General features: G+C 67.9%; 21 protein-coding genes. 7 read left to right on the top strand and 14 right to left on the bottom strand.

Annotation, left to right across the window (positions count from 1 at the left end):
* Positions 1-5: 5 nt before the first annotated feature.
* The 6 genes from ACS5NL_RS12450 to ACS5NL_RS12425 all read right to left on the bottom strand — a co-directional run bounded on the left by ACS5NL_RS12450 (position 6) and on the right by ACS5NL_RS12425 (position 6,655).
* Positions 6-1,376 (bottom strand): sensor histidine kinase, encoded by a 1,371-nt coding sequence (locus ACS5NL_RS12450; RefSeq protein ID WP_439354140.1) that lies wholly within the window; start codon positions 1,374-1,376, stop codon positions 6-8.
* Positions 1,373-2,080 carry a response regulator transcription factor gene (locus ACS5NL_RS12445; RefSeq protein WP_439354139.1) on the bottom strand — a complete coding sequence of 236 codons (708 nt, stop codon included), beginning with the start codon at positions 2,078-2,080 and terminating at the stop codon, positions 1,373-1,375. Before ACS5NL_RS12445 ends, ACS5NL_RS12450 begins: the two co-directional genes overlap by 4 nt.
* A gap of 8 nt (positions 2,081-2,088) precedes the next feature.
* A complete protein-coding gene (locus ACS5NL_RS12440) occupies positions 2,089-3,387 on the bottom strand; it encodes a multifunctional CCA addition/repair protein (RefSeq protein WP_439354138.1) in 1,299 nt (432 codons plus the stop codon).
* Positions 3,388-3,518: 131 nt separating this feature from the next.
* Positions 3,519-4,202 carry a glutathione S-transferase family protein gene (locus ACS5NL_RS12435; RefSeq protein WP_439354137.1) on the bottom strand — a complete coding sequence of 228 codons (684 nt, stop codon included), beginning with the start codon at positions 4,200-4,202 and terminating at the stop codon, positions 3,519-3,521.
* 103 nt (positions 4,203-4,305) lie between these two features.
* Positions 4,306-4,626 (bottom strand): metal-sensitive transcriptional regulator, encoded by a 321-nt coding sequence (locus ACS5NL_RS12430; RefSeq protein WP_439354136.1) that lies wholly within the window; start codon positions 4,624-4,626, stop codon positions 4,306-4,308.
* Positions 4,627-4,669: 43 nt separating this feature from the next.
* Positions 4,670-6,655 (bottom strand): lytic transglycosylase domain-containing protein, encoded by a 1,986-nt coding sequence (locus ACS5NL_RS12425; protein ID WP_439354211.1) that lies wholly within the window; start codon positions 6,653-6,655, stop codon positions 4,670-4,672.
* Positions 6,656-6,673: 18 nt separating this feature from the next.
* On the opposite strand from ACS5NL_RS12425, the gene ACS5NL_RS12420 reads away from it, so the two are divergent.
* Positions 6,674-7,306 (top strand): 5-formyltetrahydrofolate cyclo-ligase, encoded by a 633-nt coding sequence (locus tag ACS5NL_RS12420; RefSeq protein WP_439354135.1) that lies wholly within the window; start codon positions 6,674-6,676, stop codon positions 7,304-7,306.
* Here the strand turns inward: ACS5NL_RS12420 and ACS5NL_RS12415 are convergent.
* Positions 7,303-8,220 carry a DMT family transporter gene (locus ACS5NL_RS12415; protein WP_439354134.1) on the bottom strand — a complete coding sequence of 306 codons (918 nt, stop codon included), beginning with the start codon at positions 8,218-8,220 and terminating at the stop codon, positions 7,303-7,305. The genes ACS5NL_RS12420 and ACS5NL_RS12415 overlap by 4 nt on opposite strands.
* A gap of 61 nt (positions 8,221-8,281) precedes the next feature.
* Positions 8,282-9,298: a LysR substrate-binding domain-containing protein gene (locus ACS5NL_RS12410; RefSeq protein ID WP_439354133.1), complete on the bottom strand. Its 1,017-nt coding sequence runs from the start codon at positions 9,296-9,298 to the stop codon at positions 8,282-8,284.
* 127 nt (positions 9,299-9,425) lie between these two features.
* Between ACS5NL_RS12410 and ACS5NL_RS12405 the strand changes: the two genes are divergently transcribed.
* On the top strand, positions 9,426-9,926 hold the full coding sequence (locus tag ACS5NL_RS12405) for a DUF2917 domain-containing protein (RefSeq protein WP_439354132.1): 501 nt from the start codon (positions 9,426-9,428) through the stop codon (positions 9,924-9,926).
* On the opposite strand, the gene ACS5NL_RS12400 is transcribed toward ACS5NL_RS12405, so the two are convergent.
* The gene (locus ACS5NL_RS12400; protein ID WP_439354131.1) at positions 9,912-10,289 is read right to left on the bottom strand and encodes a TfoX/Sxy family protein; all 378 of its coding nucleotides are present in this window, start codon (positions 10,287-10,289) and stop codon (positions 9,912-9,914) included. The two genes, ACS5NL_RS12405 and ACS5NL_RS12400, sit on opposite strands and share 15 nt — an antisense overlap.
* 41 nt (positions 10,290-10,330) lie before the next feature.
* Between ACS5NL_RS12400 and ACS5NL_RS12395 the strand changes: the two genes are divergently transcribed.
* Positions 10,331-10,927: a TetR/AcrR family transcriptional regulator gene (locus tag ACS5NL_RS12395; RefSeq protein ID WP_439354130.1), complete on the top strand. Its 597-nt coding sequence runs from the start codon at positions 10,331-10,333 to the stop codon at positions 10,925-10,927.
* Between the two features lie 110 nt (positions 10,928-11,037).
* Complete coding sequence (locus tag ACS5NL_RS12390; RefSeq protein ID WP_439354129.1) at positions 11,038-12,027, top strand: MBL fold metallo-hydrolase; 990 nt, start codon at positions 11,038-11,040, stop codon at positions 12,025-12,027.
* Positions 12,028-12,092: 65 nt separating this feature from the next.
* On the opposite strand, the gene ACS5NL_RS12385 is transcribed toward ACS5NL_RS12390, so the two are convergent.
* Positions 12,093-14,054, bottom strand: a complete 1,962-nt coding sequence (locus ACS5NL_RS12385; protein ID WP_439354128.1) for a PKD domain-containing protein — start codon at positions 14,052-14,054, stop codon at positions 12,093-12,095.
* A gap of 172 nt (positions 14,055-14,226) precedes the next feature.
* Complete coding sequence (locus ACS5NL_RS12380) at positions 14,227-14,661, bottom strand: PKD domain-containing protein (RefSeq protein ID WP_439354127.1); 435 nt, start codon at positions 14,659-14,661, stop codon at positions 14,227-14,229.
* A 99-nt stretch (positions 14,662-14,760) separates the two neighbouring features.
* On the opposite strand from ACS5NL_RS12380, the gene ACS5NL_RS12375 reads away from it, so the two are divergent.
* Positions 14,761-16,023 (top strand): anion transporter, encoded by a 1,263-nt coding sequence (locus ACS5NL_RS12375; protein WP_439354126.1) that lies wholly within the window; start codon positions 14,761-14,763, stop codon positions 16,021-16,023.
* A 30-nt stretch (positions 16,024-16,053) separates the two neighbouring features.
* On the opposite strand, the gene ACS5NL_RS12370 is transcribed toward ACS5NL_RS12375, so the two are convergent.
* Positions 16,054-16,962 (bottom strand): DUF6279 family lipoprotein, encoded by a 909-nt coding sequence (locus ACS5NL_RS12370; protein ID WP_439354125.1) that lies wholly within the window; start codon positions 16,960-16,962, stop codon positions 16,054-16,056.
* On the opposite strand from ACS5NL_RS12370, the gene glmU reads away from it, so the two are divergent.
* The gene (gene glmU / locus ACS5NL_RS12365) at positions 16,961-18,370 is read left to right on the top strand and encodes a bifunctional UDP-N-acetylglucosamine diphosphorylase/glucosamine-1-phosphate N-acetyltransferase GlmU (RefSeq protein WP_439354124.1); all 1,410 of its coding nucleotides are present in this window, start codon (positions 16,961-16,963) and stop codon (positions 18,368-18,370) included. The two genes, ACS5NL_RS12370 and glmU, sit on opposite strands and share 2 nt — an antisense overlap.
* 49 nt (positions 18,371-18,419) lie before the next feature.
* Here the strand turns inward: glmU and ACS5NL_RS12360 are convergent, their stop codons facing one another.
* Together ACS5NL_RS12360 and ACS5NL_RS12355 are read right to left on the bottom strand one after the other, a co-directional pair.
* Entirely contained in the window at positions 18,420-19,124 is a 705-nt protein-coding gene (locus ACS5NL_RS12360; protein WP_439354123.1) for a DUF2726 domain-containing protein, read from the bottom strand.
* Positions 19,125-19,205: 81 nt separating this feature from the next.
* On the bottom strand, positions 19,206-19,718 hold the full coding sequence (locus ACS5NL_RS12355; protein ID WP_439354122.1) for an Lrp/AsnC family transcriptional regulator: 513 nt from the start codon (positions 19,716-19,718) through the stop codon (positions 19,206-19,208).
* A gap of 146 nt (positions 19,719-19,864) precedes the next feature.
* On the opposite strand from ACS5NL_RS12355, the gene glmS reads away from it, so the two are divergent.
* Positions 19,865-21,727: a glutamine--fructose-6-phosphate transaminase (isomerizing) gene (gene glmS / locus ACS5NL_RS12350; RefSeq protein WP_439354121.1), complete on the top strand. Its 1,863-nt coding sequence runs from the start codon at positions 19,865-19,867 to the stop codon at positions 21,725-21,727.
* The last annotated feature ends 123 nt before the right edge of the window (positions 21,728-21,850 follow it).

Genomic DNA, 21,850 nt, shown 5'->3' with positions numbered 1-21,850 from the left:
CCGGCTCAGGTCAGCTGCAAAGTGATCTGCAGCCCGTGGGGCCGCAGGTTCTCCGCGCTGGCCTCGCCGCCGTGGCGGTGCGCGATCTCGCGCACGATCGCCAGCCCCAGGCCGCAGCCGCCGGGCAGTTCGCTGGCGCGCCAGAAGCGCTGGAACACATGGGCCATGTCGGCCTCGGAAAGCCCCGGCCCGTTGTCTTCCACCAGCAGCCGGGTGGTGTCGCCCTCGGCCTCGACCTTGAGCGTGACCGCGCTGCCGCGCGGCGTGTAGCGCAGGGCGTTGTCGATCAGGTTGGCCATGGCCTCGCGCAGCTGCAGCGCGTCGCCCTGCACCGTGCGGTGCTGCTCGCCCTCGAAACCCAGGTCGACACCGGCCGCCACCGCGCGCGGTGTCCATTCGCGCGCCACCTCGCGCGCCAGCGCCGCCAGGTCCAGCGGCTCGCGCCGCGCCGTGGTCTCGGTGCGCGCCAGCGTCAGCAACTGGTGCACCAGGTGGGCGCTGCGCTCGGCGCCGGTGAGCACCTTGGTCAGCCGCGCGCCCAGCACCGGATCGCTGTTCTCGCGCTGCGCCAGCTCGACCTGGCTGATCAGGCCGGCCAGCGGCGTGCGCAGCTGGTGGGCGGCGTCGTTGATGAAGCGCTTTTCCTGGTGCACGTTGCGCGCCACCTCGTCCAGCAGGCCGTTGATGGCCTGCACCAGGGCGTGCACCTCGTTGGGCGCCTGCGTCATGCCGATCGGCGAGAGCGCGTTCACCGAGCGGTTCTCCAGCTGCGCGGTCAGGCGCGTCAGCGGCGTGAGGCCGCGCTGGATGCCGCCATAGACCGCCAGGCTCAGCAGCACGCCGGCCGCCAGCAGCGGCGCCAGCATGTCGGCGATCAGCTCGCGCGCGATGCGCTGCTGCACCGCCAGGCTCTTGCCGACCTGCACCCGCAGCGTCTGCGGGGCATCGGTCTCGCCGTAGTTGACGTCCAGCGCCACGATGCGCAGCGGCTTGCCGTCGATCTCGGAGGCGTACAGCAGCGGGTCTTCGGTGCCGACCGTGCCGGCTGGCGGTTGCGGCAGTTTCTGGTTGCCCAGCAGGAACTGGCCGGGCGGCGAAGACACCATGTAGCTGATGCGGTCCTTGGGGTCCTGTTCCAGCACGTCCTGCGCCGCGCGCGGGAAGTCGATCAGCAGGCCCGAGCCGATCGGCTTGACCTGGCGCGCCAGCGCGCGCACCGACTGCGTGAGCGACTGGTCGATGCCCTTCTCGGCGTAGGACAGCGCGATCCGGTAGGCCAGCAGGCCACCACCGGCCCACAACACCAGCTGCGGCAGCAGCAGCCACAGCAGCAGCTGGCGCCGCAGCGAGAGCCGGGTGGTGGTCGCGGCCGTCATGGCGCGCCGGTGTTTTCCAGCAGGTATCCCAGGCCGCGGATGTTGCGGATGTTCAGCGTCGATCCGGCCAGCTTGCGGCGCAGCCGGTGCACATAGACCTCCAGCGCGTTCGAGGTCACACCGGCTTCACCCGGCTCGGACTGCCAGGTCGAGAGCACGTCTTCGCGGCTGACCACTTGGCCGGTGTGGCGCACCAGCAGGTCCAGCAGCGACCATTCGCGCTGGGTCAGCTCGATCGGCTCGTTGCCCAGCCAGGCGCGCGGCAGCACCGGGTCGACGCGCAGGGTGCCGGGGGCGGGTGGCGGCGCGGGAACCAGCGGGCTGGGGCCGAAGGCCGGCAGGCTGGCGCGGCGCAGCATGGACTGCAGGCGCGCCAGCAGCTCGTCGCGGTTGAAGGGTTTGGTCAGGTAGTCGTCGGCGCCGGCGTTCAGGCCCTCGACGCGGTCCTCGATGCCGTCGCGCGCGGTCAGGATCAGCACCGGCAGCGCGGGCAGTCGCTGGCGCAGCCGCCGCAGCACCGTCAGGCCGTCGATCTTGGGCAGGCCCAGATCGAGCACCACGCCTTCGTAGGCGCCGGTCTCCAGCAGGGTCAGCGCCTGTTCACCGTCGGCCGCGGTGTCGATGCGGTGGCCGGCCTGCATGAGCTGTGCGCCCAGGCCGTCCCGCAGCAGCTCGTCGTCTTCCACAATCAGCAAATGCGCCATGGGCGGGATTATCCGGGCTGTGGCGCCGGCGGCGCGGGCGGCAGGGCCTGCGCCACGGCGTGGGACCGCGCTTCGTGCAGCGCCTGGGCGATGCGCAGGCCGAGATCGCGCGCGCCGGCGTGGGCCTGCGAGACCTTCTGTGCGATGACCGCGCTGTCGACCGACTGCGCGGCACGCAGCGCCAGCAGCAGGCGTTCGCGCTGCGGGTAGGGCCGCTCCTCGAACCCGAGGCGGCCGCGGGCATCGCACTCGCAGGCCAGCAGCACCTCGACGAAGCGTTCGGGCCGTCGCAGCGCGTCGCAGCGCTCCAGCAGGCGCAGGGTGGGGGTGGCCGCCAGCGCTTCGCTGCGGTGGACGTGGCCGTGCTCGCGCGCCACCACGTCGGCCAGTTCGCGGCTCTCGCGCGGCACGCGCCAGCGCTCGCAGACGCCCTGGAGCAGCTTGGCGCTGCGTGCCTCGTGGTCGATGTGGCGCGGCAGCACGTCGGCCGGCGTCGTGCCCTTGCCCAGGTCGTGGCAGAGGCAGGCAAACCGCACCGGCAGGCTGGCGCCCAGCCGCGCGCCCATGTCCAGCACCATCATCAGGTGCACGCCGGTGTCGACCTCGGGGTGGTAGTCGGCGCGCTGCGGCACGCCCCAGAGCCGGTCCACCTCGGGCAGCAGCCGCACCAGCGCGCCGCAATCGCGCAGCACCTCGAACATGCGGCTGGGGCGTTGCTCCATCAGGCCGCGCGAAAGCTCCTGCCAGACGCGCTCGGGCACCAGGTGGTCGACCTCGCCGTGTTCGACCATCTGCACCATCAGGGCTTGCGTTTCCGGCGCCACCGAAAAGTCCGGGAAACGCGCCGCGAAGCGCGCCAGCCGCAGGATGCGCACCGGGTCTTCGGCGAAGGCCCCGGTCACATGCCGCAGCACGCGGTCCCGCAGATCGCGCTGCCCGCCGTAGGGGTCGATCAGTGTCGCGTGCAGCAGGTCGTCGACCTGGGCCCGTGCCACCGCCATCGCGTTGATGGTCAGGTCGCGCCGCGCCAGGTCGTCCTCGAGCGTGACGGACGGATCGGTATGGAAATGAAAGCCGTGGTAGCCCGGCGCGGTCTTGCGCTCGGTGCGGGCCAGCGCATATTCCTCCCGGGTCTGCGGATGCAGGAACACCGGAAAGTCCTTGCCGACCGGCAGAAAGCCGTCGGCGGCCATGTCGCCGGGCGTGGCGCCGACCACGACCCAGTCGCGGTCGACATGGGCGGCCGTCGCGGTGTCCCGCGCCAACAGGGCGTCGCGCACCGCGCCACCCACCAGATAGATGTCCATCCGGCAAGTGTAGGGGCCACCCGCGCGGCCGCGGAGCGTGGGGGCCGGGAATTCAGCGCCGGGCCGCCCCAAGCTGAATTCGCACCCCCTCGGGGGGCAGCGACCCGCGCAGCGGCGGAGCGTGGGGGCTTTTATCCAGCCCGATAGGGTTCGTCGAAGGCGATGAAATCGTGTTCGGCCAGTGCCTGCTCCACCCAGGCCTGTACCCCGGGCAGGGCGAGCACGCGGTCGACGTAGGCCTGTACCTGCGGTTCCAGTGGCAGCGCGTAGGTGCGCAGCCGGGTGCAGACGGGAGCGAAATAGGCATCGACGATGGTGAAGGCGCCGAACAGCATCGGCCCGCCGTGTTCGGCCAGCAGCGCGGTCCACATCGCGCTCAGCCGCGCCACGTCGGCGCGCACGCCGGCCTGGTCGCGCCAGACGATGCGGCCGATCTCGGGCAGCGCCGCTTCGATGTTCATCGGGCAATGGTTGCGGATGGCGGTGAAGCCGCTGTGCATCTCGGCGCAGACGCTGCGCGCCCGGGCCCGCGCACGGGCGTCGGCGGGCCAGAGGTTCTTTTCGGGAAAGCGTTCGGCCAGGTACTCGGCGATCGCCAGCGTGTCCCAGACCGCGAAGCCGTCGTCGACCAGCGCCGGCACCTTGCCGACCGGGTTGATGGCCGAGACCGTGGTCTTGAAGGTCGAGGTGGCGTCGAACGCGTCGAAGCGCACCATCTTCTCTTCGAAGGGAATGCCGGCCTGGGTCAGCAGCACCCAGGGGCGCATGGACCAGGACGAGTAGTTCTTGTTGCCGATGTAGAGCTGCAATGACATGGAAGCCTCCGTGGGTGGGGCTCCATGCTAAGGCCGGCCGCGGGCCGGATTGATGCCGAAAAACCGGCCGATTGATTCGGACCCGGACCGGGCGGGCCGTCGCTCAGGCGTACTTTTCGAGGATGCGGGTCGAGCGCTCGACCTCGCGCAGCGTCTGGTCTTCCGACTCGGACACCGACACCGCCTCCATCACCGAGCAGGCCATCATCCGGTAGAAGGCCTTGTCCATGGCCTTGCGGGCGGCCGACATCTGCTGTGCCACGTCCTCGCAGGGCCGGCCGGATTCCACCATCTCGATCAGGCCGCGCACCTGGCCCTCGATGCGCTTGAGCCGGTTGACCACGTCGCGCTGGTGCTCCGCACGGAACGCGGCGGGTGTGCCTTCCGGGGCGGTCGTCTTGGTCTTGGCGGTGGTGCTGGCCATGGTGGGTTCCGTGTGGGTGGGACGGGGCGAGTGTGCCAAAAAATCAGGGCAGCTCGCGGTTGTAGCTTTCCGGGTGGGCGGCGGGGCCGACGATGCCCAGGCGCGAGCGCAGCGACTGGGGCTGGCCGGTGATCAGCGCCGCGTAGTGCGTGGTGTTGGCCAGCACCTTCTTGACGTAGTCGCGGGTCTCCTCGAACGGGATGTTCTCGGCCCAGATCTCGCCGGCCAGGGTCGGTCCCTGGCGCCAGGTGCGGGCCCGGCCCGGGCCGGCGTTGTAGGCGGCGGCGGCCAGCGGCATCGAACCGTCGAGATCGTCCAGCGCCAGCTTGAGGTAGGCGGTGCCGATGGTGATGTTGGTGTCGCGGTCGGCGATCTGGTGCGGCTGGAAGTCGGTCAGGCCGATCTTGCGCGCGGTCCATCGGGCCGTCGCCGGCATCACCTGCATCAGGCCCGAAGCGCCGACACCCGAGCGCGCCTCGGTGATGAAGCGGCTCTCCTGCCGGATCAGGCCGTAGACGTAGGCCGGGTCGATGCCGATCTCGCTGGTGCGCTTGAGCACCTGGGTGCGGAACGGCATCGGGAAGCGCTGCGAAGCGTCCTGCACCTCGCGGGTGCGCTCGCTGGTGTTGATGCAGCGGTCCCAGATCTCAAGCTGGCAGGCCAGCGCCGCCGCCGCCAGCAGCTCGCGGTCGCCCATGCCGCCGCGCGCGTGCAGGTTGGTGGTGTAGTTCCACTCGCGCACGCCTTCCGTGCGCAGGCCCAGCCGCATCGCGGCCAGCGCGCGCTGCAGGCCGGGGTTGGACTGGGCGAAGGCGAGTTCCTGCGGGGTCAGCGGCAGCGGTGGCGGTGGTTCGGCCCAGGCGCGGCCGAGCTCTTCCAGCGCCAGCTGCTCGTAGAAGCCCTGGCCGCCGGCGATCTGGCGGTACAGGCCGCCGGCGACGATGTGGGCCGTGAGCACGTCGGGTTCCTTGAGCGCCTGCGTGGCCCGCGCCCGCCAGTAGACCCAGACCGGTTCCTGGCGCTGCGGCTCGTCCATCGCCGCGATGGCGTCGCGCACATGGCCCCAGGCGCCTGCGCGCAGCCCGGCACGTGCCTTCCAGGCCAGGTGGTCGGCGTGCATGAAGCGGTCCTGGCCGTTGGCGAAGGCGGCCAGCGCCTGGTCCTGCTGGCCCGTCGTCTGCGCCATGCGCTTGCCGATCACGCCCCAGAGCCAGCTGCGTTCTTCTTCGGTCAGCTGCGCCTTCCAGCGCGTGTGGTCCATCTCGTGCGCGGCGGCGGCCGGGTCCAGGCTGGCCAGCCGGATGATGGCCAGGGTCACCAGCTCCTTGGTGCGCGGGCGGATGGCGGTGATCTTCTCGTTCAGGTAGCGCGCCGGGTCGGCGGCGATGGTGTTGACCATCACCACCCAGTCCGGGTTGAGCAGGTTGACCGCCTGCGACACGGTGGCGGGCTTGTTGCTCTCCATGCCCAGCCGGGCGCGCTGCCAGGCGACTTCGGGCTTGAGGTGGCCGCTGTCGAGGAAGGCCTTGGCGGCGGTGGCGCAGCCGTCTTCGGCCAGGGGCTGGGCGTGCCAGAGCGTCGCGACCTGCCGGGCGACTTCCTCGGACGGGCGGCGGCGCGCGACGGCATCGAGCATCAGCGCATAACACTGGATCTGCTTGTCGTCGCCCATGCGGTAACGCGGCAGCTCGGCCTCGAAGTTGGTCCAGTCGCGCTGCCGGCCCAGTTGCAGCAGCCAGTCGTTGCGCAGCCGGTCTTCCCAGTAGGTGCCGGCCATGCGGGCCAGCGCGGCGCGGATGTCGGCCGGGCTGGCGGCCTCCAGCCGCGCACGCGCTTCCCAGTACACGGCCATGGGTTCGAGCAGATGACCCTGCACCCGTGGCAGCAGGGTCGACAGCGTCGGGCTTGCGTTGCGGCGGAAGGCCTCGCGCATCTCCAGCAGGGCGCTGTCCGCGGCGGTCTGCGCCCAGGCAAAGCCCGGCAGCAGCAGGGCGGCCATAATGGGCAGAACCCCCTGTTTCAAGCGCATCAGTTTCATGCGGCGATTATGGACAACAACCCAGTGAGCCCCGCGAAAGACCCATCGGCACCCGGCCCCAAACCCGCCTGGCGCAAACAGCTGATCGAGAAGCGCCAGAACCTGGCCGACCGCGCCTGGCGCAACGACCTGTTGCAGCGCGTGATGCGGGTCTGGCTGATCCACCGGCCGGACACCGTGATCGGGGCCTACTGGCCGATCAAGGGCGAGTTCGACCCGCTGCCGGCACTGTTCCGCTGGCAGGAGGCGGGGCTGGAGGAAGATGCGCAGAGCGCCGCCCGCCAGCGCCGCATCGGCCTGCCGGTGGTCAACAAGATCGACAAGACCCTGACCTTCTACAGCTGGTACCCCGGCTGCCCGATGGAAGAAGACGCCTTCGGCATTCCGAAGCCGAAAGACACCGAGATCATCGAACCCACGCTGATCTTCGTGCCCTGCGTGGGCTACGGGCCGGGTGGCTACCGGCTGGGTTACGGCGGCGGCTTCTACGACCGCACCCTGGCCTCGCTGCAGCCCAAGCCCTTCACCGTCGGTCTGGGCTACGACTTTGCCTACCTGCCCGATCTGGCGCCGGAGATTCACGACGTGCCGCTGGATGCGATCCTGGCCGACACCGGCGTGATGTGGCCGCTCAAGGGTTAGGGGTGCTCGGCTGAGGCGTGCACCTCGCTGATGCGCTTCTCGCGGCTCACCAGATACAGGCCGCTGCCGACGATGATCGCCGCGCCGACCCAGGTGTGGGCTTCCGGCAGCGTGTGCCAGATCAGCCAGTCCAGGCCCACGCCCCAGGCCAGGGCGGTGTATTCGAAGGGCGCGACGGCGCTGGCCTGGCCGCTGCGGAAGGCCTCGTTGATGGTCAGCTGGCCCAGAAAACCCGTGACCGCCAGCGCCAGCAGCAGCCCGGCGTGGTCCAGCGAGACCGGTTTCCAGTTCGACCAGGCCAGCAGGCCGCCGCCGACCGTCATGAACACCATCATGGTCAGGATCAGCGACTCGGTGCTGTCGGTGCGGCTGAGCAGACGGCCCGCGACGGCGGCCACCGCGTAGCAGAAGGCGGCCGTCATCACGGCGATGCCGCCGGTGGTGGCAAAGCCGGCCTGCAGGTCACCGCCGCTGGGCCGGATCGCCACCAGCACGCCGATGAAGCCGACACCGATGGCCCACCAGTGCGCCTTGGGCACCCGCTCCTTGAGCACCGGCACCGACAGCGCGGTGATCAGCAGCGGCGCGATGAAGAAGATGGTGTAGGTCGCCGACAGCGGCAGCTCGCTCACGCCGCGCGTGAACAGCGAGAGCATGGTGATGCCCAGGCAGCCGCGCAGGATGTGCAGCGACCAGCGCAGGTTCTTCAGCCGGCCCCAGCCGCGGCGCCACTGGATCCAGGCCAGCACCAGCGGCAGCGCGGTCAGGCCGCGCAGGCAGGCCATCTGCAGCGGCGGGTAGTGGGCCGACAGCGTCTTGAGCACCGCGTCCATGAGCGAGAAAAAGCCCACCGCCAGCATCATGTTGACGATGCTGCGCAGGTTGCCTTTGGCGTGTTGGGCGGGGTCGGTCATGTCGGAAGGAAAAGGGGCGCAGTGTGCCTGAGGCGCGCCGGGCCGCGGGCACCACTGGGGGTCAATCGATGTGGTCCACCGTGTCGGGGTCGGGCACGTCGCCGATCGCCTGCCGGGTCCGTTCGGCCTCGCGCAGCAGCCATTCGCAGAACGCCTTGACCTCGGGCCGCTGGTGCGTGCGCGGTGCGACCACCAGCCAGTACACCAGCGGGGAGTCCAGCCGCATCTTGGGCAGCGGTTCGACCAGATCGCCATTGGCCAGGCTCTCGGCCACCAGCGGCAGGCGCGCCAGCGCCACGCCCTGGCCGGTGAGCGCGGCCTGCACGATCTGGCTGGCGTAGTTGAAGTAGAGCCAGCGCTGGGGCGACAGGCGGGCCTTGGCGCGGGTGCGCGGGCTGCCGACGGTGGCGGGTGCGAAATGGTCCAGCCAGCGCTGCCAGGTGAGGTACTCCAGGTGGCGCGTGCGGTGGGCGTCGCCGGCCTCGACCAGGGTGACCTTGGCGAGGTCGTCGAGCTTGGTAATGCGGTGTTCGCGCAGCAGCCAGGGGCTGGCCACCGGTGTGAGCTGTTCGCCGAACAGCCGGACCGCGCCGGCCGAGATGGTTTCGGGCGCCGCGTAGCGGATCGCCAGGTCGACGTCGGCGGTCGCGAGGTCCACCGCGGCGTCGGTGGCGTCGATGCGGATGTCGATGTCGGGGTGCTCGCGCTGGAAGGCTTCGAGGCGCGGGATCAGCCACATCGAGGCGAACGAGGCCCAGGTGGTGATGGCCACGCTGCGGCGCCCCGCGCTCTGCCGGATCAGCCGCACGGCCGCATCAATCTTCTCCAGCGCGACGCTCGATGCGCGCAGCAGGATGGAGCCGGCGCTGGTGAGTTCGACGGCACGCGTGTGGCGCAGGAACAGGGCGGTGCCGACCTCGTCTTCCAGTGCCTGGATCTGCCGGCTGACCGCGCTCTGCGTGAGGGAAAGCTCTTCGGCGGCGGCGCGGAAGTTCAGGTGCCGGGCGACGGCTTCGAAGGCGCGCAGGTGGCCGGCCGAGATCGGCCGGGTGCGCGGATGGCTGGGGGGCAGCGTCATGGGCGGTGCGCCTCGCGGGCGGGTCGATTGATGCGGATGGGGAATCAATAGCTTAGCCCCATTTCATTGGACGTGTCGACACGCCGGCGGGAAGATGGCACCCGTGTCGAAGTCCAAGGAGTGCGCCATGTCCACCACCGTCTACCCCGTTTCTTCTGTTTCCCCTGCCGTCGCCGGCGCTGCCCGGGCTGGTGCGTGGCGCCTGCATCCCGGTTGCGCCATGAGCCTGCGCCCGAAGGACACGGCGGTGTTGCGCATCCGCCGCGGCCGCGTCTGGGTCACCCTGGGCGAACCGGGCGTGATGTCGCCGGAAGGGGCGGGCGACCGTTTCCTGCAGGATGGTGATGCGCTGCTGGTGCCGGCGGGATCGCGGCTGGTGATGGAGCCGCTGGCACCGCGCGGTGCGTCGGACCCCGTGTGTTTCGACTGGACGGACGCCGCGGCGCCGGCCTTGGAGGCCGGGCGGTTCGGGCGCGACGTGCTGCTGCCCCTGCACGAACTGGGGGCGGCGCTGGGCCAGTCGGGGCTGGCGCTGGCGCGGGTGCTGCGCGGCCTGCTGGGTTACGGCGAGTTTCTGGTGGCGGGGCGTGGCCGGGTGCTCTCGCCGCTGGAGTCACTGCGCTCCTGAGGGCGGTCGCCGACGCGGTTTGGGCTGGCGGGCCGCCACGGCGGCCTCCAGCGCCAGCCGGGCCCAGGGCGCCATCAGCGCGGGCGATTCCAGTGCTTCGTCCGGCGGCGTGTGGTAGTGGGTCTGGCGCATCTCGCCCCGGGCCTCGTACTCGAACGCGCGCGCGCCGGCCGCCAGCCATTGCGGCTTGGTCTGTTCGTTGGACTTGAGGAACAGGGTGTCGTAGGCAATGATCGCCACGTTCATGCCGTCGACCGACAGCCCGTAGCCGCCGAACATGCGCTTGGCCTGCACGGGGCCGAGACAGGACAGCAGCTCGCAGGCGTGCAGCACAAGGGGATCGGTGATGGGTCGGGTGGCCATCCGCACATCGTAGTGGCGGCGCGGGGGTGGGACAATGTTTCATGGCCAGACCCAAGTCCGCAACCCACGACCTCAAGCGCGAGGAAATCCTCGACGTTGCCGCCCAGTGTTTCGCCCGACAGAGCTTCCCGGCCGCGAGCATGAACGACATCGCCACCGCCTGCGGCGCCAGCAAGGCGCGGCTCTACCACTATTACGAGAGCAAGGAAGCGATCCTGTTCGACCTGCTGGACCGCTACACCCAGCGCCTGCTGGCGTTGATTGGCGAGGCCGAGGCGCGGGCGCAGCGCAAGAACCTGTCCGAGCGCGACGCGCTGAGCGAACTGGTGCGCGCCTTCCTGGCGGAGTACGAAAGCTCGGCCACCCGGCACGTGGCGCTGGTGTCCGACACCAAGTTCCTGGGCGAGGTGCAGCGCGAGCTGATCCTCAACCGCCAGCGCGACGTCGTGGCCGCGTTCACCCGTTTTCTCAAGCGCGCCTACCCGGACCGCGTGACGCCGACCAACCAGACCGCGCTGACCATGATGCTGTTCGGCATGATCAACTGGACCTTCACCTGGCTGCGCCCGGGCGGGCCGATGAGCTACGCCGCCTTTGCCGACGAGGTGGTGGCGGTGCTGGAACGCGGCCTGGGCTGACCCCCGCAGACTGCGGGGTCTTTTGTTTACTTATCCGTAATCGATTTCGATTAAGTAAAATTTCACGGTTCGCCACCGGCGCCCTTCCCACATCCACAGGAGACCACCCCATGAGCAAAGCCTTCGCCTCGCAGGCCGACCTGCAAGACAAGAAGATCACCTTCGAACAGCTGAGCGAGCACTGCTGGGCCTACACCGCCGAAGGCGACCCGAACTCGGGCGTGATCATCGGTGACGAATTCATCATGGTCAGCGACGCCACCGCCACCCCGGCCATGGCGCGCGACCTGATCAAGCAGATCCGCAAGGTCTCCAAGAAGCCGATCAAGTATGTGTTGCTGACCCACTACCACGCGGTGCGCGTGCTCGGCGCCAGCGCCTACTTCGCCGAAGGGGCGACCGAGATCATTGCCAGCCAGGGCACGCTGGAGCTGATCCAGGAACGTGGTGCGCAGGACATGCAGAGCGAGATGGAGCGCTTCCCGCGCCTGTTCCGCGGTGCCGATTCGGTGCCGGGCCTGACCTGGCCGAGCATGGTGATCGGTGGTGGTGACCCGACCAAGGGCGAGCAGCCCGGCAAGCTCTCGATCAACCTTGGCGGCGTGGTGGTGCAGATCTGGAGCCCGGGCCACGGCCACACCCGCGGCGACACCATCGCCTGGGTCGAAGAAGAAAAAGTGCTGTTCAGCGGCGACCTGGTCGAGTACGAAGCCGGCGTCTACACCGGCGACGCCCAGCTCGAAGAATGGCCTGCGACGCTCGAAGCCCTGCGTGCGCTCAACGCCGAATTCATCGTGCCCGGCCGCGGCGAAGCCATGAAGGGCAACGCCGACGTCAACAAGGCGCTGGACTACACCCAGCGCTGGGTCACGACGCTGTTCCAGGCCGGCAAGGAAGCGGCGGCCGCCAACATGGACCTCAAGGGTGCCATGGCCCACACCCGCAAGAGCATGGACCCGATATTCGGCCATGTGTTCATCTACGAACACTGCCTGCCGTTCGACGTCAGCCGCGCCTACGACGAAGCCAAAGGCATCAAGAACCCGCGCATCTGGACCGCCGAGCGCGACATGGAAATGTGGAAGTCGCTGCAGGGCTGATCGCAGCGTTTCGCAGACAACAAAAAACCCGCCTTGGCGGGTTTTTTGTTGGTCAAGATGTTTGCTCAAGTGGGTTGAATGTAGAAGCGAATCATCTGAATGACGACCAGTGCGTTTTCGGACAATGTGTTGTAGTCCAGGGTTATCGATCCAGCCGTCCATCCCCCAAACGCAGAGGGCGGCGTGCCAGTCCACGCACTGGCTGTCATCGCACCTTGGGCTGGCACTGTAATAGTGACCGGCGTGCCCGCCGGCATTGTTGGTGTCTCCGTGGATTTCATCAGCTCACCGTTCCCGTCGTAAAGGTAGAAACCCAGGCTGCATGTCGATACGGTGGCTTCGTTGTATTTCAGTACAGGGTCACATTGGACGCGCACCGATTTCCCGGCAATCACGGTCTCGGCGCCAAGAGCAATGACAACGTCGGTATTGGTCGTCGTGGTGGACGTTCCAGTGCTGTTGTAGGTGTTGCCCCCTGTGTCCACCCGATTGGCTCCGGCACTCCAATTGAGCGGTAACCCAAGGTCAAACGTGGTCTGGACGCGGGCACCGCCGGCCGGAATGAACCGTCCTTCGCTGCCGGTGGTCCCGCTTGGGTAGGTTCCCGAAATCGTGATCCAGCAAGCAGCATCGCTGCCATCTTGGCGTTTGCAGCTCACGTATTGGTCGGTCGCGGGCAAACCCAAGGTGATCACCACATTGCTGCCGTGGGCGGCTGCGGTTGTTTGTCCGCGCAGCCCACCGGTGGTGACGGCGGTCCAGATGATCTGGCCATTGGTCGGCAGCCCTGTGGTCGTTGTGACTGCCGGAGCAAGAAAAATCGTATTGCTGTAGCCCCAACTGTCAGAAAAGAGCGCGGTCCCGGTCAGGATGCAGGGAATCAAGGTGCCGCTGGTGTTGACGCAGCTCACCTGGGCGCTGCCTGTCGCCCAGTTGGGCAACCCCCAAGACCATGTCGAGAAGTGGCTCACGGTGGACTTGATGGCCAAGCCGCTGGGTGAACCGGTGGAAGTGACGACAGTGCCTTGACCTTCAACCACCCACAGGCCTTGGTGCTCGTCGAAATGCCACAGAGGCAGTGTGGAACCTTCGGCCAGTGTCTGACCGTTGATGCTGCCGAAGGGAAGGTCCATCTGGATGTCGGCGGTCTTGCCGGCGCCCAGTTGCAGCGTGTTGCCAGCAGCGTCCAGAAAGTGGACCGTCATCAGGCCGGTGGCGACCAGGCTCAGGTTGTTGCCGGCGTGGCCCTGACCGGGCATGGCAAGCAGATCGCTGCCTTTCACATCCCAGGGGGTCAACTGCATGGTGATAGCACCGGTAGCGACCTGTCCTTGTGCATCGACCAACGCGTTGGCAGGCAGCAGCACGCTGGAGCCCACACTCTTGGCCAGCACCATTTGCGCTGCTTCTGCCTGGATCAGCGTCAGTGTTTCCTTGACAGGAATGAGCCTCACCGCCACTTCGGGTGGTGCTTTGCCAGCTTCCAGCGAGACCCGCACCGTCTGGGCAACAAAGCCAGCCTTGGTGACATGCAGCACCTGATCAACGCCGAACGGCACCTGATCCAGCGATGCGACGCCCTCTGCGTTGGACGTGGCTGTCAGGGTGCCCAGCGAGACCTGTGCGTTCGGCAGCAGGACGCCATCGGCGCCCAATATGCTCACCTTCAGGGCCATCGCCGTGGGCGTGGCCGCTGTCTGGACAACCAGGGCTTCGGTGGTGGAGCCCACCTGTCCGGCCTTGTCCTTGACCGTCAGCTTGACCGTGTAGGTCCCAGCAGCGGCGTAGGTGTGGGTCGCGATCTTTCCGGTGCCGGTGGTGCTGTCACCGAAGTCCCAGGTGTACGCGGTGACGGTGTTTTTGCGGACCAAGGGGTCGACCAGGGTGCCGGAGGCATCGAAGGTGGCGACCTGGCCGGCGACGACCGGTTCGGGGGTGACGGTGAAGCTTGCGTATGGTTTGCAAGCGACCACGAGAACGGCGAGCATGCTGACGAGCAGCAGCCGCCAGAGGCGAGCTGGAGACATGGAAAGACCCTCCCTGGGTATTGATCGGAAACACGGCCGGCCAGCGACGCTGGTCCGGGTGCAACAAATTGTATGCATCCGCGATGGATGGACGCTGCCTTGCCCCATCGGCACCTGGATGGCCATGAAAAAAGCCCACCGGGGTGGGCTTTTTTCACGAAGGAGGGCGGGTTTACTGCGTGGTCGTCGCGGTGGTCGATGTCGTGGTCGACGTGCTGGTGTCGGTGCTGTCGGTCGTGTCGGTGGTGGTTGTGGCCAGCGCCTCCTTGACCACCAGCGGTTCTTCGATCGAGGCTTCGCGGCCGGCGCTGTCGGTCACGGTCAGCTTGATCGTGTAGGTGCCGGCCTTCTCGTAGGTGTGGGTCACCGTTTCGCCCTTGGCCGTTTCGCCATCGCCAAAGCTCCACGACCAGCCCACGGCCACGTTGCCTTCGGGCACGGTGGCGACCACCGAGCCGGAGGCATCGAAGGTCAGCTCGGTGCCGGCGCGTGCGGTGCTGGGTGTGACCTCGAAAATCGGAACGGGCAGACAGCCTGTCAGCGCCAGGGCCAGAAGGCTGCCCAGGAAAATTTTCCAGAGGGTCAAAGATTTGTTGGACGTGGTCATGCTGTGCTCCCGAAGGCGTGTATCAAGGATGGTAATACCGTTCCCCCGCCGGCGGGGCGACATCTTGCGCCGACAATCGTGTATCCATCTGTAGTTCTCATGGCCGTTTCCCCTGTTTTCATACCGACCGACACCGCGCGCTGGGGCGTGGCGCTGGTGTTTGCCGTCGTCTACCTGGGCATGTTTCTTGGCGGTCTGCCGCGCCTGAAGCTCGACCGTTCGGGTGTGGCCCTGCTCGGTGCGATTGCGGTCATTGCCCTGTCGGGTCTTCCGCTGGAAGAAGCGGCGCAATCGGTCAACCTGCCAACCATCGTGTTGCTGTTCGCCTTTATGGTGGTGTCGGCCCAGATGCGCATGGGGGGCTTCTACACCGAGGTCACGCGCCGGGTCGGCGCGCTGCCGCTGTCCCGGGCTGGTCTGCTGGCGGCGCTGATCGTGGTGGCCGGCGTCCTGTCGGCGGTGTTTTCCAACGACATCGTCTGTCTGGCCATGACGCCGGTGGTGGCTCGGCTGTGCCTGCAGCGCGGGCTCCCTCCGGTGCCGTTCCTGGTCGGTCTGGCCTGCGCCGCGAACATCGGGTCGGCCGCGACGCTGATCGGCAATCCGCAGAACATGCTGATCGGCTCGGTGCTTCAATTGCCTTTCGGGGGCTACCTGCGGGCCGCGGTGCTGCCGGTCGGCGCGAGCCTGCTGCTGCTGTGGGTCTGGCTGGCATTCGGTCCGGGCGCCGGTGCCAGCGCGCCGGTGCCGGTCCGCCCGCCTGAACGGCATGCGGACGCCGGAGACGATGCGCCGTTCGACCGCTGGCAGACTGCCAAGGGTCTGACCGTGGCGGTGGTGCTGATGGGGGTGTTTCTGTTCACCGACTGGAACCGCGAGGTGGCGGCCCTGGTCGGCGCGGCGGTGCTGCTGCTCAGTCGCCGCCTCCATTCGGCCGACGTGATGGGCTTCGTGGACTGGCCCCTGCTGCTGCTGTTTATCGGGCTGTTTGTCGTCAACCACGCGTTCGCCCAGACCGGGCTGGCCACCGAGGCGGTGGCCTGGCTCGGCGCTCAGGGCGTGCACCTGTCCGAGCCGGGGGCCTTGCTGGTGGTCGGTACGCTGCTGTCCAACCTGGTGTCCAACGTGCCGGCGGTGATGCTGCTGCTGCCGCACCTGGGCGCCGACCCGGCGGCTGCGGGTGTCCGGCTGGCGCTGGTCAGCACGTTTGCCGGCAACCTGCTGCTGGTGGGGTCGATCGCCAACCTCATTGTGGCGGATCTGGCAGCGAAGGAGGGCGTCGTGCTCGACTGGAAGCGCCATGTCATCACCGGCGTGCCGGTCACGGTGGTCTCGCTGGCCGCCGTCTGGTGGCTGGCCTGAGACTCGACGTTCCGCCGCTGCAGGTCCTGGTCAGTACGGCGCCGCGACCGCGCGCAGGTCGGTCTCGTAACCCCTGAGCACCTGCACCGCGTGGGCGCGCTGTTCGGGCGTGGTGGTGTTGTGGATCGCGGCGAACTGCTCGCAGCCGTTGCGCACCAGGCCGTCGCTGTAGGCCGCGAAACCCGGGATGGGCGACTGCATGACGCGGTCGTGCCAGCGGCGCAGGGCGGTGGTGGCCGTCGCCACGGTGGTAGTGCGGTCGGCCTGCAGCTCGCGCAGGGTCCTGATCAGGTCGGCCTGCCGGCGCAGGCGTTCGGCATTCACCCGGACCGCGTCGAACGGCGACTGGCGGATGCGCTCGCGCAGCAGCTTGAGCTGCGTGTCGTTCAGGTTGCCGTACACCGGCTCGTAGCGGTCCAGTGCCTTGCCCATCAGGTGATCGATGCGTTCCTCGGCGCTCACGCGGATGTAGTCGCGTTCGAACTCCTGGTTGTTTTTCGCGTACTTGCGCTGCAGGTGTTGCAGCTGGGCCGACGTCATCGTCATCGCCAGCCGCGCCATGGGTTCCAGGCTGCGGTCGATCACCCGCAGGTAGGCCGCCCGCAGCACGTCGAACTGCGCACACACCAGGTCGGTGCTGCTCTCGGCCGTGGCCAGCTGCTGCCACTGCTGCAACCGCGTGATGTAGTACGGCAGCTCGGTGCCCCGGTGCCAGGCGAAGAAGCCGTCGATGTCGCGCCGCATCTGCACCGTCTGCACTTCGTTGAGGTCGGCGTAACCGTCGATCCACCAGTAGGCCAGGCTGGCACCCTGGCCGTAGGCGAGGCGCAATGCGCTGCAGGCGGACAGCAGCTGCAGCATCAGGGCCAGCACGAGACCGCGGGCGATAATCCGCAGATAGGTGGAAGTGCCCTTGGTGGCCTCAGGAAAGGTGGACATGTCATTCCCTGTGGATGTGGTGGTGATGGCGGCCGGCAAAGGCACGCGCATGAAGAGCAGCAAGCCCAAAGTGTTGCACCGTTTGGGCGGACGCGCACTGGCCCAGCATGTGATCGACACGGCGGCCCGGGTATCGGCGCGGTCGGTGGTGGTAATCACCGGCCACGGTGCCGAACAGGTCGAGGCCGGGCTGGTCGCTCCGGTGGCGGACCCGGCCGCGGCGCTGCAATTGCGCTTCGTGCGTCAGGAGCCGCAACTGGGCACCGGACATGCGGTGCAGCAGGCGGTGCCGGTGCTGCCGGACGGCGGCGTGACCCTGGTGCTCTCGGGCGATGTGCCGCTGACGAAACCGGAAACCCTGCAGGCCCTGCTTGACCTCTGCGGTGGCCAGCAGCTTGCGCTGCTGACGCTGGACATGCCAGACCCGACCGGCTACGGCCGCATCGTGCGCGCGGCCGACGGCTCGGTGGCCGCCATCGTCGAGCACAAGGACGCCAGCGAAGCACAGCGCGCGATCACCGAGATCTACAGCGGCATCATGGCCGTGCCCACGCAGCTGCTGCGTGGCTGGCTGGCGCGGCTGGACAACCACAATGCCCAGGCCGAGTACTACCTGACCGACGTGGTGAAGTTCGCGGTGGCGGATGGTCTGCCAGTACAGGCTCACCGCATCACGGATGCGCTGCAGGTGGCGGGCGTCAACAGCCCGGTGCAACTGGCCGAACTGGAGCGCGCCCACCAGCGCCGCGTCGCCGAAACGCTGATGGAGCAGGGCGTCCGTCTGGCCGATCCGGCGCGGCTGGATGTGCGCGGCACACTGGTCTGCGGCCAGGATGTGGAGATCGACGTCAACTGCGTGTTCGAAGGCCGGGTCGAGCTCGGCACCGGCGCGCGCATCGGCGCGAATTGCGTGATCGCCAACGCGGTGATCGGCGAGGGTGCCGTCATTCATCCGTTCACGCACATCGAGGGCGAGAAGGCCGGCGTGACGGTGGGCGCGGGTGCCCTGATCGGTCCGTTCGCCCGGCTGCGCCCAGGCGCGAAACTCGGGCGCGAGGTGCACATCGGCAACTTCGTCGAGGTCAAGAACTCGACCCTGGCCGACGGCGCCAAGGCCAACCACCTGGCCTACCTCGGCGATGCGGTGGTCGGCGAGCGCGTGAACTACGGCGCCGGCAGCATCACCGCCAACTACGACGGTGCCAACAAGCACCGCACCGTGATCGAGGCCGACGTGCATGTGGGCAGCAACTGCGTGCTGGTGGCGCCGCTCACGATCGGCGCCGGTGGCACGGTCGGCGGAGGATCGACCATCACCAGGGACACGCCGCCCGGCGCGCTGAGCGTGGCGCGCGGCCGGCAGGTGGTGATTCCCAACTGGTCGCGGCCGGCCAAGAAAAAGGGCTGAGGCCGGAACTGGCGTCAGCCCTTGCGGGTCGCGGTGTTCGTGCGGGAGCTCAGGCCCGGCGGCGCACGTTCTCGATCTGGCGGTCCCGCTCCGACTTGCGGTCGGCCTTGGCTTCGCCCAGCCCCATCAGGCCGCTCAGGCCCATGATCTCGGATTCCTTGAAGCCGGTGTTCGGGTAGACCAGCGTGTCGTACTCGGACATCTTGGATTCGAGCTGCTGGCGCATGCTTTCGCCGTGTTCGGGTTCCTGGGCTTTCGGTCGCGGCAGCGCGGCCAGGTCGAGCTGGCGGCGGAAATCGTTCGGATCGGGCATGCGGTGGATGCTGTTCTTGAGGAACAGGAAGCGCACGCCGGCGGTCTTGAGGATGCGGTTCTTGATCTTGATGCGGTGGGCCTTGGCCTTGGCATCGCTCAGGTGGTACTGCTCGACGTCGAAGGCAAAGACCGGGCGGCCCTCGGCGTCACAGACCACGAAGTCGACCTTCTCGCTGCGGATGCGGTCCGTGGCGCGTTCGCGGTCGCTGGCGCGACGCACCGACAGCATGTCCTTGAGGCCCACATTGGGCAGCACGACCTGGTCGGGGAAGGTGTCGCGCAGGTAGTCCAGCATGCTGACCTGTTCCGGGGTCAGGATGCGCTCTGGCGTGTAACGGTCCTCGCGACCGGACGCCTTGCGGAAGTAGCGCCGGTAGACCCAGACGCCACCAGCAACCAGCACCACGGCCAGCAAGAATGCGATCCACAACGGCAACATGAAACCTCCGGTCTGCTATCAGAATTTTTGTGTGGCGATTCTAGGTTGGTGTTACTTTGAAAACAGGCAATTAACCCTTTGTTACTCGTGGGCCGACGGTGTGCCCGCGGGGGCGATGAGCGGCAGGCGCGGGTCGAACTTGGCCCGTTTGACGCTGAAGAAGGCCTTGACGTTGCGCACGTTGGCACTGGCCGTGAACAGGCGCTGCGCCAGCGCGAGATAGGCCGGCATGTCGCGCGTGTGCACGACCAGCATGAAGTCCGGGCCCGGGCTGACGCGGTAGCACTGCTGCACCGCCGGGTCGGGCAGCACATGGGTTTCGAACGCCTCCATGTGTTCGGCGCCCTGGCGCTCCAGCGTGATCTCCACCAGGGCCGTCAGGCCATGGCCCGTCACGGTCGAGAGCCGTTCCGGGTTCAGGATGGCGACCTCCCGTTCGATGACACCGGTTTCCCGCAGGCGCTTGATGCGCCGCAGGCTGGTGGGCGGCGACACGTGGGCCAGCGCCGCGAGCGCCTGGTTGTGCCGGCTGGCGTCGTCCTGCAGCAGTTCCAGCAGGCGCAGATCGGTGGCATCAAGAAATTCTTGTTCCATAGATTGATTGAAAATGAAATAAACCATTTTGACTGTAAATTGTCGGTTGAAAATTCTGCAGAGACAACATTTTTGAAAGCCTATTTCTTTCACGGGCTTCTAGCATGCGATCCCATCGATTCAACAATCATCTGGAGTGAAGGACTATGTGCGGCATCGTGGCGGGCGTTTCGGGGCGTGATGTGGTTCCCGTGTTGGTGCAGGGTCTGCAGCGGCTGGAGTACCGCGGCTACGACTCCTGCGGGGTGGCGGTACACATGGACGGCCTGCGGCGCGCGCGCAGCACCGCCCGCGTCGCCGAACTGATCGAGCAGGTCAAGGCCGAACACATCGGCAGCGGCACCGGCATCGCCCACACCCGCTGGGCCACGCACGGTGCGCCGGCGGTGCACAACGCCCACCCGCACTTCAGCCACGGCCCGGGCAACACCTCGGCAAACGGAGCGGCCGGGCGCGTGGCGCTGGTGCACAACGGCATCATCGAGAACCACGACGAACTGCGCGCCGCCTTGCAGGCCAAGGGTTACGTGTTCGAAAGCCAGACCGACACCGAGGTCATCGCCCACCTGATCGACTCGCTCTACAACGGCGACGTCTTTGCGGCGCTGCAGGCCGCGGTGGCGCAGTTGCACGGTGCCTACGCGCTGGCGGTGTTCCACAAGGACGAGCCGCACCGCGTGGTCGGCGCGCGCGCCGGCTCACCGCTGGTGCTCGGCGTCGGCGACGGTGGCAAGGAGCACTTCCTGGCCAGCGACGCGATGGCGCTGGCGGGCGTGACGGACCAGATCGTCTATCTGGAAGAGGGCGACCTGGTCGACCTGCAGCTGGGCCGCTACTGGGTGGCCGACGGCCAGGGCCGCAGCTTCGACGCGGCGCAGCGCCCGGTGAAGACGGTGCATGCGCACAGCGGTGCGGCCGAGCTGGGTCCGTACCGCCACTACATGCAGAAGGAAATCTTCGAGCAGCCGCGCGCCATCGGCGACACGCTCGAAGGCGTGGGCGGCATCACGCCCGAACTGTTCGGCGACGGCGCCTACAGTGTCTTCAAGCAGATCGACCGTGTGCTGATCCTGGCCTGTGGGACCAGCTACTACAGCGGTTGCACGGCCAAGTACTGGCTCGAAGAGATCGCGCAGATCCCGACGCAGGTCGAGGTCGCCAGCGAATACCGTTACCGCACCAGCGTGCCCGACCCAAAGACCCTGGTCGTGACCATCAGCCAGAGCGGCGAAACGGCCGACACGCTGGCCGCGCTGCGCCACGCACAGGGCCTGGGCATGCCGCACACGCTGACGATCTGCAACGTGTCCACCAGCGCCATGGTGCGTGAGTGCAAGCTGGCCTACACCACGCGCGCCGGCGTGGAAATCGGCGTTGCCTCGACCAAGGCGTTCACCACCCAGCTGGCGGGCCTGTTCCTGCTCACGCTGGCGCTGGCGCAGGTGCGGGGGCGCCTCTCCGACGCGCAGGAAGCCGGACACCTTAAGGCCATGCGCCACCTGCCGGTGGCCCTGCAGGGCGTGCTCGCGCTCGAACCCCAGATCATCAGCTGGTCCGAAGACTTCGCGCGCATGGACAACGCGCTGTTCCTGGGCCGCGGCCTGCATTACCCGATCGCGCTCGAAGGGGCATTGAAGCTCAAGGAAATCAGCTACATCCACGCCGAGGCCTACCCGGCCGGCGAGCTCAAGCACGGCCCGCTGGCCCTGGTGACCAGCGAGATGCCGGTGGTGACGGTGGCGCCCAACGACGCCCTGCTGGAAAAGCTCAAGAGCAACATGCAGGAAGTGCGCGCACGCGGCGGGGTGCTCTATGTGCTGGCCGACGCCGACACACGCATCCACAGCGGCGATGGCATCCATGTGATCCGCATGCCCGAGCACTATGGCGCGCTCAGCCCGCTGCTGCACGTGGTGCCGCTGCAGCTGCTGGCGTATCACACGGCCCTGGCCAAGGGCACCGACGTCGACAAGCCGCGCAATCTGGCCAAGTCGGTGACGGTGGAATAGGCCGGAGCCAGCGTTGATGAGCGCTTTTGATTGAGTGATCGGCCATGCGCTAGCGCTTTGGTGTTCAGGGTGCGCACGGGCGCAGCAAATCCGTTTGTCACCGAGAATGGCAGTGACAAAATG

Origin of the sequence: Hydrogenophaga sedimenti, from assembly GCF_051857515.1 — a bacterium.
In the GTDB taxonomy this organism is placed as follows: domain Bacteria; phylum Pseudomonadota; class Gammaproteobacteria; order Burkholderiales; family Burkholderiaceae_C; genus Hydrogenophaga.
This window is presented reverse-complemented; position numbering and strand designations above follow the sequence as displayed.